Raw genomic sequence first — 17038 nt, 5'->3', positions numbered from 1 at the left:
TCTTGGAGCGCTTCTTGGAGCCTCCCATCAACATCACTACACCGCCTTCGGAAGCCGGTTAGAAGTTCCCTTCATCAACCGGCTATTCCGAATACCCCCTTTTCTTTTCGCGCATCGCTACGCGCCCGCTGGCGCGTCGTCATGGCTGATAAGCGGGCGCGGCTGCTGTCATCGCCAGATGCCGCCGGACCAGCATGACGAGCAAGGCGATCATGACGATGGGAAGCACGTTGAGATACTGGTGCAGATACGCGGATAGCAGCGCCTGAGCCGGCGCCACCCAGGCCAAGGCGAAGACGATCCATTCCAGGGGCGACAGCGGCAACCTGTTGCCATCGCGCAGAAGAAAGGCCATCGGCAAGATAAGCCAGGCCAGGTCGTAGAACATGACGTAGGGTTGCAGCAGCAACGTGGCAAGGATGAACGAGGCCGCCCGTAGCTCGAATCTGGCGCGCTGCGCCCAGAGGAACGCCATCGCAAGAACCGCCGGTGCTGCGACGAGGCCGTGCAACAGGTAGGCGCCGTTGACAGAGAGGCCGATGCTACGGCCTAGGGCGAAAGCGGTTGGCATCCCCGGCCACATCATGTTGCCGCCTTGCTCCACCGCCAGCGTGCCGAATTGCGGCAGGAACGCTGCAAACGCGCGCCATGCGTCCTGCCCGAGCACCACGACGCTGACGCCAACGAAAGCGACCGTGCAAAGCGCCGAGACGCCAAACACCTTCCAATGCCTGCCGCAGATGAGCGCCAGCGGAAACAGGATGCCGAATTGCGGGTTGATCGCCAGCACGGCGATACATACCCCCGCAAGCGCCGCGTCGACTTCGAGCAGTGCCAGCGCCGCGCCGGCAGCAGCCAGCGTGAACAGGGAGTTTTGACCAAGCCCGATGGCAATGGCAGCCCCCGGGAACGCCAGCAGCAGCGACAGATACCCACGGTCGATACCGCGACAGATGCGCATCAGCACGGCGCCATAGACCAGCAGGCCGAGCACTGAGTACAGGATCAGCGCCGCGCCAAAGGGCAGTTGCCCCAACGGCAAGACCGCCAGCAGGAACGTGGGCGGATACGGCCATGCCGAATAGTCACTGAGCCCCAAGGCGCGTTCCATGGGCAGCATCCACTCCGGCGAGAATACCGAGGCCGCCCCATGTTCCACGGCAACCTTTGCGGCGGACCAGAAGATCGCGAAGTCGATGCCGAACATGGGGGCCGATTGGTCCCCGAGAATGTAGAACCGGATGATCCATATCCCCAGGACCAGAATCTGGATCGTGAGTGCCACCCCGGCGTAGACCGTCAGGCGGCGTACGCCCGGGCGCTTCTCATGCATCGACGACATGGGCTCCCTCCTGAATGACCTTTCGCGGAGTCTACCTCTTCCAATATCGCGCAGGCAGGCCCCGATGCGGGGGCGTGTTTTCCCTGATGCCGGTCGAAATGGGTCGGTACCCAGCGCGCCCTACTCCATAATCTGGGCACAAATCATATAAGGGAGACAAGTCGATGACGCAATCCAATCGGGACAACCGCGGCGCGAAGATGCAACTCCAGGGCAAGGTCGCCGTCGTCACCGGCGCCGGCAGCGGGATCGGCCGCGCCGTGGCGCAGGCGCTGGCGCAGCGCGGCTGTCATCTGGCGCTGGCGGACCGCAATCAGGAAGGGCTGGCCGAGACCGCCGCGCTGCCGGAACTGAACAGCGTGAAAGTCAGTCTCCACACCCTCGACGTGGCCGACCGCGACGCGGTGGCGGCCTTTCCGCAAACGGTGCTGGCCCACCACGATCGCATCGACCTCCTCGTCAACAATGCCGGCGTGGCGCTGGCCGGCAGCTTTGAACAGGTCAGCGAGACTGACTTCGACTGGGTCATGGCGATCAACTTCCATGGCGTGGTGCGCATGACGCGGGCCTTCCTCCCATTGCTGCATCGCAGCGACGACGCCCGCATCGTCAACATCTCCAGCCTGTTCGGCCTGATCTCGCCGCCGGGACAGAGTGCCTACTCGGCCAGCAAGTTCGCCGTGCGCGGGTTCTCCAATGCACTGCGCCATGAACTGGCCGACAGCCGCGTCGGCGTCACCGTCGTCCACCCGGGCGGCATTGCCACATCAATCGCCCGGAATGCGCGCGTGTCCGCGGACATTCCGCAAGGGCAAATGCAGGAGCGCCTCGCGAACTCGCAGAAAATGCTGCGGATGCCGCCGCCGAAGGCGGCCGACATCATCGTGCGCGGTATCGAGAAGCGTAGCGCCCGCGTGCTGGTCGGCTCGGACGCAGTCGTGATGTCATGGCTCGAAAGACTGTTCCCGGTACGCTACTGGAACCTGCTCGCCCGTCGCGCCAAACTTTGAACGCGGCGGCTGACCGCCGCCTAGCCTACGTACTCGATCAGTGCCACAACCTCTGTGCCCGGGTCCGACCCGGGCGTGAGGGTCAGCGTGCAGCGCTGCCGCGTGTTGCAGCGGAAAGGCAGCCGTTCCTCGGCCGGCCCGCTTGCCTTGAATACGGACAGTTTGGTGGCATCGCCACTCACGACGGCGTAGCTCCCCCTGTCGCCCGCGGTATCGAAGACAACGCGCGTGACGACCGCATTGAGCGGCAGGATCGCCGTCGGCATGGACCCACGCTGGCCACGCGCCACCCTGAGTGCCATGACCTTGGTCCTGACGGCCGCCGATGCGGCCACGTGCCAGCCAATCTCAGCATCTGCATACACGTTCGCCGCCCCCTTGCCACGGCAGCCTTCCAGCGTCACCACGCGGCGATTGGCAGCGAGGTTGTTGGCCTCCGAGAACATCAACGCTTCGTCGGGATAGGTGTAGTTCACGAAATCGCAGTTGCGATAGACCGCCCGCCCCTGCGCGGCCGGCGTGTTGCCCGAGACATACTGGTGGCGCCCCATGATCTGGCAATTGTCGAACACGACTTGCGCGCCCGCCGTGTTGCCCGGTGAAAACACCGCGGAAACGGTATCGGCCGCAAACGGGCGAAACCCCTGCGAGCCGAAATCGCACTCCCTAAAGCCGACATTGCCCTGCTCCCATTCGCACAGCATCAGGCCGGCGTTGCGCGACTTCTGCTCCACCCGCAAACCGTGGGCCTTGAACGAGCAGACACCCATTGCATGGTTGTTGCCGCGCAGATTGAACAGGTACGTCTGCGCCGACGGCTCGTAGCCGCTCACATCGCAGTCGGTCAGCTTGATATGGCCGCCGCGGCGCATGTCGATCCACGGGCTGGAGCACCAGTACCGGCAATGCTCGAACCAGTAGTTCAGGAACTGGTCGGACGTGTTTTTCTCGCCCACGTGCAGGAACGAATCCCACGTGCCGGCCCAGGTGCAGCGCCAGAACTTCCACTCGCTGTTGCAGTTGTCGCCGGTCAGGTCAACGCCGTAGCGCCACGTTCCGGTGAACATGCAATCGTCGAAGGCATAGTCCTGGGCACCGCCGGAACTCACGCTCGTGATCAGGTCGCTCCTGGCGTCCATGCCGTGGAATTGCAGGTTGCGCAGCCGCACGCCCAGCGCCTTGTCCTGGTTGTTGAACAACGCGCCCGAGCCGTCGCGGCCCGGCTTGTAGAGGATGACAACGGTGCCCGGCGGGCCATCGCCCTCGATCGTGAAGCCGCATGTGCGGCTGGGAAACTGCCTGGCATTGAACAGCACGCCGGGCCTGGTCAGCAGATAGGTACCGCGAGGCACGACGATTCGCGCGCCGCCGATATTGTTCGGGTTCTCGCCGAATGCCGGCGCATGCACCTGGCCGGCCACGGCTTGCAGCGCTGCGCGGAAAGCCTCATCCGAAGGCGACCTCCCGGTGCCATCCAGCCCCGGAAAGTCGGCAACGGACACCACCTTCTCCGCGGCATCTGACTTCGGGTTGGCTGGAGAGCCCAGATCGCGCGCACCGGCGGCGGTGGCCACGCCCGCGCCGGTCAGGGCGCCAAGCGTGGTCAGAAAACTGCGTCGAAGATTGGGCATCGATGAGTTCCCGTTCCTGTTTGGGAAGCGTTGGTGCCTGCCCCGCGCGGTCTACGCCGCGCGCTGGGTCACTGGCGTGAACGATATGGCTGCCTCGGGCGTATCCGACGTTTCGGAGCTGTCCATCGACATCCACCGGAGATGCTCGATCAGTTGCTCGGCGAAGGCCTGTCGGCTCGCGTCGAGGAACAGTGAATGATCGAGCAGCGGCAAGGTGCGGAACTGGACATTGCGCAACCCCTGGATAGCCTCCAGGTGCTTGCCCAGGCCCAGTCGCAGTTCATGCAAACCCACGTCCGTGGCGCCGTACAGGAACATCGTCGGCACGCCACGCCGGTCCAGTTCCCGCACGGCGGCGGCGGCGAACTCGGGCATGGTCTGCTGCACGTCGTCGCGCCGCATCCGCCCGCCGGCTGCGGAAACATGATCGCGCACGCGCTGCCGTACTCTGCGTATCGTTGCCGACAAGAGGCGGCGCGCGTTGATCTCGCCACGGAACAGCCGCTGCCAGGTTTCCCACTGGCGTGCCGCGGCCAGATAGACACGCATCGAGCGCAGGTGGTCGCCCACCGCCGCGTCATCAACCTCGTCCCAGCGGAACTTCACCAGGTTCACCAGCAGCAGCCCGCTGACGCCCGGGTTGCTCAGCGCGGCATACAGGCCCATGAACGCGCCGGAGCAGACGCCTGCAACCACGACGTCGCCATAGCCGCGCGCGCGTGCCCAATCCACAGCAGCCGCAAGGTCCGCGCGGGGCTTCATCGAATAGATCGCCGACACGCTCATCTTGCGCGCCGGGGCAGGGCTGTCGCCCAGCGCCGAGACGTCCAGCCGCAGTGCCGCCGTGCCTGCGCGTGCCAACTGCCGCGAGACGTCCACGAACATGCGGCCGTCGCCGATGTGATGATTGCCGCCGGTGTTCGGAAAGATCACGACCGTGTTTGCCTGTCTGGCGTTGGCCTCTGCGGGCACGCAGAGGATGCCGAACATCCGTGCTTCGTCCAGCCATACCGGGTGTTCTACGACACCGTCCATGCCCTCGCCCGCCAGCGCGTCGCCAGCGCTGTTGGCGCTGTTTGCGCTGTCGGGTGCGGCCTCCGCGCTGGCCGACACTTCAGGCTGGCGTGCCGTGCCTGATTTCACCCAGTCGGCTACGTGCTTCCAGGCCTCCACGGGCACATCCGCGAACTCGGTCGAACGCATCATCTCCGGATACTCGGCGAACGGCGCCATGTCGACGTCAACGCCAGCCTCGCCGAGTTGCCGAGCCATTGCCGCGACTGGCGATGCTGCGTCTGGCCACGCATCGAGCAGCAGCACGCGACGGGCGGGCACGACGTCATCGAGCCGCATCGCCTGGATGGCGGCGATGGTCGCGGCAGACAGGCGGAAGCTGAGCACGTCCTGCTCGCCGGCAGGCGTGGGAGGTACCTCGAGTTCGGGAATCGTGCTGTTGCGCCAGCCCGCATGCAACGCGCGAAGCTCCCGCAGATACAAGCGGCCGTTGACGACGGGGGCCAGCATGACCACGCCGCTGACTTCCGGCCCGCGCGCGGCGGCAAGCGCGGCGAGCGACGCCCCCAGGCGAAGCCCGCATAGCACCACCCGGGTGACGTGCGTCTCGCTACGTAGGGCCGCGACGGCCGCCGCGATATCCGCCAGCGCGCCGCCGAACATGTCCGCGCCGGGCTCCAGATCGGCGGAATCTCCTGTGCCACGGTAGTCAAAGCGCAGCACCGGCACACCAGACATCGCCAGCGCATCGGCCAGATGCCGCCACGCGCGATGGGACCACAGCATCTCGTGGCCTTGCGGCGCGCACATCACCACACCCGTGTCGCCCCCAGCCTCATGCAACCACCCCGCGCAGCCTTCGAACACGACCCTTCTCATGGGTCCTCCCGTTGCAATGGACGGGGAGCCCACGCCAGCCCGGCTCCGCGATGTCGCCCAGACCGACGCCCGCAGAAACGGGTACGCACCCCGCCGGGCCAGGCCCGTCAACTCGTTGTTGTCTTGTCTTCCACGACAGGGACGTGGGCAATCTGCCGAACCGCCGGCATGACCGTGGGCATGCCGAGATAGGGATTCATGGTGCCGAAGCCGACACGGTTGCTGCGCTTCGGCATCACGCCGTTGAGGATGCCGCCCGAGAGACTGGCCCCGGCGCGGGTCAGGCGCTTGATGGTTTCCTCGACCTGCGACGGCAGTGTCGAATCGGCCCGCAGCACGAGCAGCGTCGCGCCCACGACATTGGCGACGAGCATGGCATCCGCCACCGCCAGAACGGGCGGGGTATCGATCAGGACGAGGTCGAAGCGCTCCGCACCGGCACGCAGGCAATCGGCAAAGGCCGGACGCATAAGCAGTTCCGACGGGTTCGTAGGCGGCGCGCCGGCAGGCAGGATCGACAGCCCGTTGACGACGGTTGGCCGTGCCGCGTCGACCAGCGTGGCGCGGCCGGCCAGCACTTCGGCCATACCCGGACCCGCCGGCTGGCCGAACCAGCTCGACACCCGTCCTCGGCGCAGGTCGGCATCGACGAGCAACACGCGCTGGCCCGCTTCGGCGAACAGCACAGCCAAGTTGACCGAGACGAACGTCTTGCCCGCCCCTGCGGTGGGGCTGGTCACGGCCACCACCTTGTTGCTGCCCTCGCGACGCAGGAAATGCAGTGCCGCGCGCACGCTGCGCAGGCCCTCCACGGCCATCGAATGCGGCGCGTTGCGGGCCAGCAGGTATTGATCATGCAAACCCCAATGGCCCGGCTCGACATCGCCGGCCCCATGCGGCAATGCTTGCGCGACCTGGCGCCCGGGCTCCGGCGCCTGCAGCGCCAGCATCGTCCCGATATCCTGGTCCTTCGCCGTCAGCAGCCGCTCCAGTTCCACCTGTTCGCGGCTATACGCGACATCGCCAAGCATGGCCAGGCCAAGCGTCTCCTCGGCATCATTGGCGGTGGCCACGGCCGGCTTCATGCGCTGGCGCACCGAGACCACGCACATCGCCAGGCAGATGCCCAGCAACCCGCCGCCCATCGTGAGCGGCGCGGTGCCCACGCCGATTGGCGAGACCGGTGTCAGCGCGATGTCGACCACGCGGGTCTGCCGGGTGCTGTCGAGCTTGGCCAGCGAGAGCTGTTCGAGCCGGTTGCGCAAGGACATGTACATGTCCTCGGCCACCTTGACGTCACGCGTCAGGGCCACGGACTCGCGCTCGGAGACCGACAGCGTCTGCATCCGGGTATCCAGCTCCTTGCGGTCCCGCGTGAGCTGCTGGATCTGGCTGTCCATCGTCCGTACTTCGTTCGACTCTTCCGTAAAGCGCTGCAGCAGCTTGGTGCGGTCGAGCTTGAGCTGGGCGATCTGCTTCTGGTAGTCGATGCTGCTGTTCAGGTACGACTGGGCGTCCTGGCTCGGCTGCATCGATCCGGTCCGCGAGCGGTAGCGCGTCAGTGCCGCCTCGGCGCGTTCGAGCTCGTCCTTGACGCGCGGCAGTTCGCCGCTCAGGAAGGCCAGCGTGGAGGCGGCTTCGTCGCGGCGCGTCTCGGCCTGCCCGGTAATGTAGGAATCGGCGATGCCGTTGATCAGCGCGGCTACCGCGGTGCGGTCACTGCTCTGCCACGCGATGCGTACCGTGCTGGTATCGCTGCCATCGCTGCCGATGCGCAGTTCACGCGCCACGGTATCGATCGTCTGCGCCGTGTCGTGCCGTGTGACAGTGAAACGCGTGCCCGCGCGCGCGTCGATGCGCGACACCAGGATGGACACGCCATTCTCTTCGACTCGGCTGCCGATCTTGCCATCGGTCACGAGTTCGCCGTCGAGCGTCAGGCGATAGGCATCCCCAGGCAACACTTCGAGCGTCATTGGCACGTTGAGCAGGCGCTCCGGCACATCCAGGGTGCGGATGTCGACCCGCTCGCCACCCCACGCGTAACCGAGCCGCTCCGGCCACGGTCCCCGGAGCTTGCCCGCCTGCGCGAAGTGCGCGGCGACGCCGCCCAGCAATGGCGCGCGCAGCGGCTCGACGGAGATGTACAGGCGCAGGCGCTCCACCACCGGGCCGACCACGGCACGGCTGCGCAGCATTCCCACGTCGAACGGTTCGGTGTGTTGCGTGGTTCCCGAGCCGTCACCCTTCTGATAGATCTGCACGAGCGTGTGGGCATCGTAGAGATTGGGACGGGAAATACCGATCATCGCGGCAATCGTGGCGCCGATGACGCCAGCCGCGACAATCCAGCCGGCATGGTCCATCCATGCGCGCAAATGGCGCCCCCCCTTGCGCGTGGTGCTGCTCCCTGGCGCCGGCATCGCGCCGGCAGATGACATGGTGCTCACGTAACACTCCCCTGACGCCTGGCTGGCTCCCGGTGGCCATGGCGCACCGGAGGCTGCGGGACTACTTGCGTCCGTAGTTGTCCTCGACTCTGACGATGTCGTCCTCCCCCAGATACGCGCCCGACTGCACCTCGATGATTTCCAGCGGCGTCTTGCCGGGATTCTCGAGTCGATGCAGCGTGCCGATCGGGATATAGGTCGACTGGTTTTCGGTAAGAATGCTGGTGGTCTCGCCGCAGGTCACCCGCGCGGTGCCGCGCACGACGACCCAATGCTCCGCGCGGTGGTAGTGCATCTGCAGGGAAAGGCTCGCGCCGGGCTCGACGACGATCCGCTTGACCTGGAAGCGGTCGCCATGGTCGATGGAGTCGTAGCATCCCCACGGCCGGTGTACCTTGCGGTGATTGACGATCTCCGCGCCATGCTCCTGCCGCAGCCGCTGCACCACGTTCTTGACGTCCTGCACGTGGTGCTTGTCGACCACAAGCACCGCATCGGCGGTTTCCACCACCACCACGTCCTGCACGCCCACGCACGCGATCAGCCGGCCCTCCGAATGGGCCAGGCACGAACTCGCGCCGTCGAACAACACGCGGCCACGGCCGGCATTGCCGGCGTTGTCCTTCGTGGCGATATCCCAGATGGCCGCCCACGAGCCCACGTCCGACCATCCGGCATCCATCGGCACAAGCATGCCGGGGATACCGCGCAGCCCGTCGAGCTTTTCCATCACCGCGTAGTCGATCGAATCCGACGGACAGGTGTCGAACGCCTCTTGTCCGATCCGGAACACATCGTCCTTGCCGCTATCACTGGGCTGGCCCGTCTCGTAGGCCGCGCAGCAACGGGCGTGCATCTCTGGCTGGAGCTGCATCACGGCCTTGAGCCATACCGATGCCAGCACGACAAAGATGCCGCAGTTCCACCAGTACTCGCCCGAGTCGACGTAGTGCTGCGCCAGCTCCAGATGTGGCTTCTCGACGAACCGCTCGATCAGGAACCCGCCCGGCGGCACCGGCACGGCGGCGCGGATGTAGCCGAAGCCTGTTTCCGGCGCGGTGGGACGCACGCCCAGCGTGACGATCGCGCCACGCTCCGCGTGCAGTACAGCGGCGGCAATGGCATCACGGAAGGCTTCGCTATCGGTCACGCTGTGATCAGCCGGCGTGGCCACCAGCACGGCATCGCCACCTTCGCCAGCCGAAGCCATCGCGTGCAGCGCAGCCATGGTCAGCGCGGGCGCGGTATTGCGGCCGCACGGCTCCGAAACGATACGCGCGCGCTTGCCCTTGCGCTTGAGCATGTCGGCGACCATGAAGCGATGCTCCTCGCCGCATACGACGATCTGCGGCGCCTCGACACCGGCCGGACGGCCAGTGCGCGCGGCAACGCCTTCCAGGCGGGCCGCCGTGGCTTCCAGCAACGTATCGTTGGCCACCAGGTTGAGCAGCTGTTTGGGGTACTGCTCGCGCGACAGCGGCCAGAGCCGCGTGCCGGCGCCGCCCGCAAGGATGACCGGCTGAATCACTGGCCGCTTCACAGGCTGGATCACAGGCATGGAGGTTGCCCGTCCCGGCGCCAACACCGCTGGCGCCTCTACCTGCGCCTGCACCATGACAGGTGGCAGGATCTTCCTCTCCCGGCTTCGCACTCTCATCATGCCCCCGCCTCTACGCAGAAATAGGTTCGCAAGATAGTTCCGGACCGCTGTCCGGACGGATGCCGCCAGTGTAGAAATTCAGCCCGCGTCATCTCTGTTCGATTCCGCACACGCTCGCCGGCGGGGCCGTGCGGCAAGACCACGCACCTTGCCGTTCTGTGGCCCAGCGTACCGATGCGCGCGCGCGTTGTCGCTGCAATAGCGCTGATTGCGCCCTTGCCGGCCACGGCGGGCAAAGCACAACAGGCATTCGAACCTTGCGGAGAATCGACATGGAGCGCGGTACTGAAACTGTCCTGGGGACGCCCGCGGGTTGCGGCGGCGGAGCGGACTCTGCGGCAGCTATCGCCCCCGCGAACACGCGGCCGGGCGGCCTGCACGGCGAAGACGCGATCTGGCAGGAAACCAACTGCTACATGGACCTGTGGATCGAACTGCTCTACGGCTGGGGACTGGACCCCCGCGCCGCGCTGGCGTTCACGGTCACCCAGGACTTCGAAGGCGACCACTTCACGTTCTTCAAGTATCCGCAGGCCGATATCGAGCAGCTTTACGGCACGGTCGTGCAGGAGATGGCCGTCTACGACACGCTGGAGGCACACGTCGCCGAGCAGGTCGGACGCGGCCATACCGTGCTGGTCGAAGTCGACAGCTACTACCTGCCCGATACCCGCGCCACGGCGTACCGTCGCGGGCACGTGAAGACCACGATCGCCGTCGACCGCATCGACACGGCGGCCCAGCGGCTCTCGTACTACCACAGCGTGGGCTACTACACCGCCGAGGGCGAGGACTATCGCGGGTTGCTGCGGCTCGATCCTGCCCTGCGCGACAACGGGGACGTGCTGTTTCCGTACGCCGAATGCGCCAAGCGCGTGCGGACGCCGCTGCAGGGCGCGGCGCTGGCGAATGCCGTGGCCGTGCAGATGCGCCGGCATCTGGGCCGGCGTCCGGCGCACAACCCCGTATCGCGCTGGCGCGAGGCGTTCGGCGATCAGGTCGGCAACGTGCTGGCCCGTGGCGATGCGTATTTTCATCACTATGGATTCAACCTGCCGCGCCAGCTCGGCGCGAACTTCGAGATGCTGGGCCACTGCCTGACCTGGCTCGGCGAGCACGGCTATCGCGTGCCGGCATCGGCGATCCGTGGCGCGGCGACGATCGCGTCGGAGTGCAAGGTATTGCAGTTCCGGCTCGCGCGCGCCGTGGCGCGTGGCCGCCCAGACCTGTGCGCGGAGACACTGGACACGCTGGAGGCCGCCTACTCGGAGGTCATCGACGGGCTGCTGCAATCGTTCGGCAGCATCGATCCGGCGCATTCCTGAACCCCTTGTCGTGAAAGAGGGCCGACACGCCTGGCGCGCCGGCCCTCTCCCCCGCTCCATCCCCATCCCGAGGCGATGTATCAGGCGTGCACATCGGCCAGCGCGGGCAGCAGGCGGTCGTACTCGCGCTTGACCAGCTTGTAGCACTCGCATGAGTGCTTCTCCAGGCCGCAGCGGTCCAGCACGGTGATATGGCCGCGGCTATGGTGGATCAGTCCAAGGTCCTCGAGCTTGCCGGCGGCTTCGGTCACACCTTCGCGGCGCACGCCGAGCATGTTGGCGATGACCTGCTGCGTGATCACCAGTTCATTGGTGCTCATGCGGTCGATGGCCAGCAGCAACCAGCGGCAAAGCTGCTTGTTGAGCGAGTGGTGGCGGTTGCACGCTGCGGTCTGCGCAATCTGCGTCAACACAGCCTGCACATAGAGCAGCGTCACGCGCTGCAGCGCGGGCAGCTGGCCCAGTTCCGAACGCAGCACACGGGCCGGAATCCGGTACGCGAAACCCGGGCTGCGCACTTCCACGCGACTCGGCATCGTGTCGCCACCGGTCACCACTGGAATGCCCACCAGCCCCTCGTTGCCGACGGCCGCGAATTCGACGGTAGCCCCGTCTTCCAGCAGTGACAGCAGCGAGACCACCGACGTGGTCGGAAAATAGACGTGGACGATACGCTGACCCGAGTCGGTCAGCAGTTCGCCGGCACGCAGGCGAACCAGCTCGAAGTGCCTCGACAACGCCTCCCATTCATGGCGCGGCAATGCGTTGAGCAAGTGATTGACATGCAAGTCCGACCGATGCGTGATCATTTCTAATTCCTCCTTCTGATCCCGAAGCGGCTTCGGAACGCATCCCGCGCCAATCCAAGCGCCCAAGATACGTGACCCGGTTTCGCCGCTCCACCCGTATTCGATTGATGGCGCAAGCCGGCAGCCCTGGGGCCGCCACCCGTTTTCTCCGCCGGGGTTCGACCCCGACTGGCTGTGTTGTTGCTGGCTCTATTAAGTGCTATGCCGCACAGAACCGACAGTAGGCGAACGGTTGGGTCGGCCAGTCATGCTTTGGTAGGTTGGATGGAGGAAAACGGTGGAGGCGCAGGGTGTACGCATAGGCATCACCCGCGCGGGGCGCAACCGGTGCCAGATGCGCCCGCCGCGCCAGCGTTGGGCTGGCGGGAAAGGTTGAAGTGGGATGAAGGAGGTTGAGATCAGCCGTCGTAGCTGACCGGGCGAGAAGCATTGAGTGCCGAAACTTCGCCCGAAGGGATGGCGCTGGCGCCGCTGGTGACGCCAGCGTCATGCATCAGGCGGATGCGCCGCGTTTCACCCGGGCCAAGGTGGAACCAGTCGGCCTCCGGCTGCAAGGCATGGTCCACGATATGAACCCATCGCGCGAAGCGCCGCGTGCCCACCGTGAGCCACCATTGGTCGCCTTCGCGCGCCACGCTGGCCTGCAGTTCCGGCTCGCGCAGCGCAGCAGCGCGGCGATCCGGGAGGTACACGGACTGACTGAGCGGCGAACCGGGTGGCTGATTGAGCAACCCGTTGTCCTCATCCATTGTGTGTAGCGTGGCAATGACCACGTCGTGCGCAGGCGGGCCAAACCGGTAGGCGTAGGTGAAATCGAAGAAATGATCGAACATCTCCGCCGCGGCCAGCCTGCGTGTCTCGCGTGGTGCCAATGTGAGCGTTTGCTCGGCCCGTGCCGCCACCGCCTCGCCATCGCGCAGGCAGCGCAGCGTCAGACATACGGTGCGCGGCGTGGCGGATTCGTTGATCACGTGCGCGTGCAGGCCATTCAACCCTTCATCCGTCAGGATGACCTGCAGCGGCTGCCATACCTGGCGCAACGCATGCCATGCGGACTTCGGCCTCGCGCGCGCATCAACGATGCCCCATCCGGCACCTGGCACCAGATCCTGCAACTGCCAGACCAGTCCGCCCTGGCACGTGGACCCCGCACGGCGCCATTCGCCGAAGACCTCCGTCATGATCTCGGCCACGACCGCGCGCGACAGCGCCAGGTATCGTTCCGGTTGCTCGTAGCGCAGCCGGGGTGGATCGACATCGAACAGATCGCGCAGATAGAAATCGCGGATGTCCTCGAAGTCCCACGCCGCGCCCGCGTCGCGCGGTACACGTGCCTTCCAGCGCGGATCATGCAGCGGTTGGAACAGTCCCGCTTCGGAAAGCGTGCGCCCGCACGGCACGTTCGCAAAGGCCAGGCATTCCGAGGTGAAACGGACGTTTGCCATCCGCGCATCGGACAACGGGCGCTGATAGGCGCCCACGCCGTAGTAGTGACTGACACCCGTATCGGGCTGGAACGGCCACGCGCCCTCGCTGGGCGAATTGCGCACGTAGATCACGTCGGGTCGATGCTCGCGTACGAGCGACGGAATCAGTTCGTCGAACAATGGCTGGCGCCACACGTTGCGCGGCGTTCCCATCATCGCGGCCTGCTGTTCCGCCTCGCTGCCGCCGCACAGCACCGCCAGACTGGCGTGCGCCCGCGTGGACGTCAGCCACTGCGCCACTTCGCCCGCGGCATCGGCCATCAGCGCCGGGCTGGCGCTGGACTCGCTGCCATAGTCGAAGTTGGCGAACATGAAGTCCTGCCAGACCATCAGGCCGAGCGCATCGCACTGGCGATAGAACGCCTCTCCCGGATAGCAGGTGACGCCACTGACGCGAACCATATTGGCCCCGGCATCGCGCGCGAGTTGCAGCCAGCGTGCCACGGACGCGTCCGTATCCGCCAGCCCCGGGAGATCGTGACTCGACACACAGGCGCCACGGCAGAACACGCGCTCGCCATTGACGCGCAGCGCGAACGCGCCGGCGTCGCCGGAGCGGTCCTCGGTAATCGTGCGGAAGCCAGTATGGCCACACGCGATCCCATGCGCGCCGATACTCGCCTCAACGCGGTACAGGGCGGGTTCACCATGCGTATGCGGCCACCAGCGCTGCGCCTGCGCCACACGCAGCGTGCCCGCAAGCGTATGCCCGCCGACGCGGCGCAGTTCGCCTTGCCACACTGCGTGGTCGGGGCCGATGGCCGCGAACGTTCCCTGCTCTGGCGCCGGACCCGGAAAGTGCAACTGAAGCACCACGACGCCGTCATCACCATCCAGATGACTCGACAACTCGGCGCGCACGCCGTGTGTGACATCGGCGCCCATCGGGTCGAGCAGTTCGATGTCGCGCCATGGCCCCACCGCATGAACGGGCGGGCACCAGCCAGGCATATGACCAAGCAGCGTGGTACGTACCGCGCGCAGCGTCGGCGGCACGATCATGCGCGGCTTCCAGCGTACCGGCCCGCGCTGCGTGCGCAGCCACGGGTGCATCGCGCGGAAGCAAAGGTGCAGCACGTTGTCGCCGGCCAGTTCCACTTCCACCTGGTGGGCGGTGAACATGTGCCGCACGGTCAGCACCTTCGTGCCGTTGAACCAGACCTCGGCCAATGTCGCCAGACCATTGAAGCGCAGCAGCCGGCGTCCGTCGCCCTGGAATCGAAGCTTGTACCAGTAGTCATGCTGATGCAGTGGCGGCGGCGCAGCCTCATCCCAGCGGCCTGCGGCACGCAAGGCGCTCGCGACGGTACCCGGCACCGGTGCCGGCAGCCAGTGACCGCCATCATCGAGTTCGCCCGGGTGCGCGACCGCGTTCGCGAAGGTTTCCAGCAGGGTCCAGTCGCCTTCAAGCCGCGCATCGCCCACGGCTACACCCGGGCGCAATACCGGCAGCAGAGCCGGCTCCGGATCGCGCGCAGTCATGAGACGGTCTCCCCGAAGCACGCGGCCAATGCCGGCACGGTGCCCTGGTATGCTGCCTCGAGCTGCGCCAGGCAATCCTGGCATCCGTCGGGCTTGTGGCTGATCACGGCGCGCATCAGGCGGAACTGCATCACCATGGCTTCCGACGCCATCGTGTAGCAGGCTTCGGCCACCGTATCTGGCACCACCTTTCCGTTCATCACGAGCCAGCGCACGTAGCGGCCCATCAGCTCGAAATTGGCGCCGAGCTGGCGCAGCACGCTCGCGGCGTAGATCTGGAAGTTGGGCTCGCCGCGCGACATCAGTTGCTCGAGGTGTGCCGGAAATGCCTCGCGGAAAGCCTTGATCGGATTCTGGCGCGGACGGCGGGCCAGATGGCTGCGCAGCAGGTCCATCGACGCCCGCAGCAAGGCATCCTCCGCCTGCGCGGCAAAGCGGCGGCGCACAACCTCCGCCTGCGGAAACGACGCGGCGCCCCAGGAAGACTCACCATCAAGGCTGCGAAAGATCGACACGTAGTCGTCGCCGCTCGCGGTGTGATAGCCGTCGTGATGGTAATAGCCCACGGCCGTGGCCTCGGGCACCAGCACGTCGATCGCAATGCAGGACCGCGCGTGCTGCCGCCGATACGCGCCGGGCGACTGCGGCAACTGATAGTTATCGACCTCGAGCAGCACCACGTTGCCGCGATTGGTCTGCGCGGCCACATGCGTTTCGAGTCTGCCGTAGGTCGACAATTCGTCCTTGACGATGCCGTAGAGCAGCTCGAGGTCCGCTGACGGAATGTTCAGCGATGTGAACTGGTCACCCTCGAAATCGAGGGTGACCGTAAATGGCAATGCGGCGATGGGCTCCAGCTCCCATCCATGCAACAACTCGATCCAGAGATCGATATGGCGGTTGGCATGCGACCACACGGGGTTACCCCCGTGCAGCGCATAGGCTCCGCCGCGCGTGCGCACCTTGCCATCACCGTACATTTAGACGCCTCCCAGCGTTTCCCTTACTGCCTGAGGCCATTTGGCTGGGTCCAGTCCATGGTGCTTCAGGAGCGCCAGCACCAGCCGTTCGATACCGAAACCGACGCAGCCCGTGTGGGCGACGCCACCGTCGTGCAGTCCGATATGCCAGAGCGCGCCGAAGTGATCCATGTGGTAGTTGAAGCTCATGCAGGCCGTCGGCGGCGCGCCGTCGTTCACCGGGATCAGCAGTTCGAACTTGAGCTTCAGCTCGCGCTGGCTGTCGGCCACGATCTTGCCGCCGCGCCCGAAGAACGGGTCATTGGCCACGTCGACTTCCACCGGCAGCTGCAAGGCCCGACCGAACGCCAGCCCACGCTCCATCCACAGCTCGCGGAACGCCACGATCCGCTCGGGGGACCCCAGGCAGACGTACTCGCGCTGCCGGAACAACTGCATCCGGGTCGGCTCCAGCGATGGTTCGTGTCGATAGCAGTACGACATCACGTCGACGATCTTGCCCTCGGCGGGCAGCGGGCCACGCTTGCCGATGACGGGATAGATCGGGTAGCAGGCGGCGGGCGTCATCACAACGCCCGTGAACTGCTGCTGATCGGTCCAGTCCTGCTTGTCCTCGAGCCGCGCCAGCAGTTGTCGATGCCCACGATCGTCGCCGCAGAAGCTGTGGATCGTGCCGGCAAGCTGCGGAAAGCTCTTGAGGTACTCGCTGGTTTCGAAATCCTCCTTGCCGATCGCTGGCGGGAAGCGCAGCACTTCGGCGTTCTGGTCCGCGCCGATCCGCGTGAACGCGGCATTCAGGCCGTCGGCGATGCCTTCGAACACCGCACTGCGGCCGTAGAGGCCACGCACGCCGGTCTGGATCAGCAGCCCCGCTGCCAGCAGCGATTCGAGGAACGTTGGCGGTTGCGCGGCCATTGGGTCCGCGCCACCGGCCGGACGTGCCTCGGTAAGAGTGTGTGCATCCATGGA

General features: G+C 66.1%; 11 protein-coding genes. 2 read left to right on the top strand and 9 right to left on the bottom strand.

The annotated features are described in order from the left end of the window. Positions 1-139 precede the first annotated feature (139 nt). Entirely contained in the window at positions 140-1342 is a 1203-nt protein-coding gene (locus RN01_RS32260) for a glycosyltransferase family 87 protein (protein ID WP_017510951.1), read from the bottom strand. Positions 1343-1506: 164 nt separating this feature from the next. On the opposite strand from RN01_RS32260, the gene RN01_RS32255 reads away from it, so the two are divergent. Continuing rightward, the gene (locus tag RN01_RS32255; RefSeq protein ID WP_017510952.1) at positions 1507-2352 is read left to right on the top strand and encodes an SDR family oxidoreductase; all 846 of its coding nucleotides are present in this window, start codon (positions 1507-1509) and stop codon (positions 2350-2352) included. 20 nt (positions 2353-2372) lie between these two features. On the opposite strand, the gene RN01_RS32250 is transcribed toward RN01_RS32255, so the two are convergent. The 4 genes from RN01_RS32250 to RN01_RS32235 form a co-directional block, all read right to left on the bottom strand. Further along, positions 2373-3983, bottom strand: a complete 1611-nt coding sequence (locus RN01_RS32250) for a hypothetical protein (protein ID WP_017510953.1) — start codon at positions 3981-3983, stop codon at positions 2373-2375. Positions 3984-4034: 51 nt separating this feature from the next. Beyond that, complete coding sequence (locus tag RN01_RS32245) at positions 4035-5876, bottom strand: alpha/beta fold hydrolase (RefSeq protein ID WP_024570609.1); 1842 nt, start codon at positions 5874-5876, stop codon at positions 4035-4037. 107 nt (positions 5877-5983) lie between these two features. After that, positions 5984-8317, bottom strand: coding sequence for a polysaccharide biosynthesis tyrosine autokinase (locus tag RN01_RS32240; protein ID WP_035836201.1), 2334 nt, complete (start codon positions 8315-8317; stop codon positions 5984-5986). A gap of 70 nt (positions 8318-8387) precedes the next feature. Next, positions 8388-9884: a mannose-1-phosphate guanylyltransferase/mannose-6-phosphate isomerase gene (locus RN01_RS32235; protein WP_029700474.1), complete on the bottom strand. Its 1497-nt coding sequence runs from the start codon at positions 9882-9884 to the stop codon at positions 8388-8390. 374 nt (positions 9885-10258) lie between these two features. Here RN01_RS32235 and RN01_RS32230 point away from each other — a divergent pair, with 374 nt between their 5' ends. Further along, a complete protein-coding gene (locus tag RN01_RS32230; RefSeq protein ID WP_017511669.1) occupies positions 10259-11311 on the top strand; it encodes a DUF1839 family protein in 1053 nt (350 codons plus the stop codon). An 80-nt stretch (positions 11312-11391) separates the two neighbouring features. On the opposite strand, the gene RN01_RS32225 is transcribed toward RN01_RS32230, so the two are convergent. From RN01_RS32225 to RN01_RS32210, 4 genes are all read right to left on the bottom strand, one after another. Further along, the gene (locus RN01_RS32225) at positions 11392-12120 is read right to left on the bottom strand and encodes a Crp/Fnr family transcriptional regulator (RefSeq protein ID WP_008650019.1); all 729 of its coding nucleotides are present in this window, start codon (positions 12118-12120) and stop codon (positions 11392-11394) included. Between the two features lie 398 nt (positions 12121-12518). After that, on the bottom strand, positions 12519-15089 hold the full coding sequence (locus RN01_RS32220) for a glycoside hydrolase family 2 protein (RefSeq protein WP_017511670.1): 2571 nt from the start codon (positions 15087-15089) through the stop codon (positions 12519-12521). Next, complete coding sequence (locus RN01_RS32215; RefSeq protein WP_011518048.1) at positions 15086-16069, bottom strand: DUF1839 family protein; 984 nt, start codon at positions 16067-16069, stop codon at positions 15086-15088. Before RN01_RS32215 ends, RN01_RS32220 begins: the two co-directional genes overlap by 4 nt. Further along, entirely contained in the window at positions 16070-17035 is a 966-nt protein-coding gene (locus RN01_RS32210; RefSeq protein ID WP_017511671.1) for an amino acid--[acyl-carrier-protein] ligase, read from the bottom strand. Between the last annotated feature and the right edge of the window lie 3 nt (positions 17036-17038).

It is taken from the genome of Cupriavidus sp. SHE, from assembly GCF_000812445.1.
Classification (GTDB): Bacteria; Pseudomonadota; Gammaproteobacteria; order Burkholderiales; family Burkholderiaceae; genus Cupriavidus; species Cupriavidus metallidurans.
This window is presented reverse-complemented; position numbering and strand designations above follow the sequence as displayed.

Excerpts from the sequence above, each read along its gene's own strand:
- RN01_RS32260 (WP_017510951.1), bottom strand. The coding sequence starts at position 1,342 with ATGTCGTCGATGCATGAGAAGCGCCCGGGCGTACGCCGCCTGACGGTC.
- RN01_RS32255 (WP_017510952.1), top strand. The coding sequence starts at position 1,507 with ATGACGCAATCCAATCGGGACAACCGCGGCGCGAAGATGCAACTCCAG.
- RN01_RS32250 (WP_017510953.1), bottom strand. The coding sequence starts at position 3,983 with ATGCCCAATCTTCGACGCAGTTTTCTGACCACGCTTGGCGCCCTGACC.
- RN01_RS32245 (WP_024570609.1), bottom strand. The coding sequence starts at position 5,876 with ATGAGAAGGGTCGTGTTCGAAGGCTGCGCGGGGTGGTTGCATGAGGCT.
- RN01_RS32240 (WP_035836201.1), bottom strand. The coding sequence starts at position 8,317 with ATGTCATCTGCCGGCGCGATGCCGGCGCCAGGGAGCAGCACCACGCGC.
- RN01_RS32235 (WP_029700474.1), bottom strand. The coding sequence starts at position 9,884 with ATGCCTGTGATCCAGCCTGTGAAGCGGCCAGTGATTCAGCCGGTCATC.
- RN01_RS32230 (WP_017511669.1), top strand. The coding sequence starts at position 10,259 with ATGGAGCGCGGTACTGAAACTGTCCTGGGGACGCCCGCGGGTTGCGGC.
- RN01_RS32225 (WP_008650019.1), bottom strand. The coding sequence starts at position 12,120 with ATGATCACGCATCGGTCGGACTTGCATGTCAATCACTTGCTCAACGCA.
- RN01_RS32220 (WP_017511670.1), bottom strand. The coding sequence starts at position 15,089 with ATGACTGCGCGCGATCCGGAGCCGGCTCTGCTGCCGGTATTGCGCCCG.
- RN01_RS32215 (WP_011518048.1), bottom strand. The coding sequence starts at position 16,069 with ATGTACGGTGATGGCAAGGTGCGCACGCGCGGCGGAGCCTATGCGCTG.
- RN01_RS32210 (WP_017511671.1), bottom strand. The coding sequence starts at position 17,035 with ATGGATGCACACACTCTTACCGAGGCACGTCCGGCCGGTGGCGCGGAC.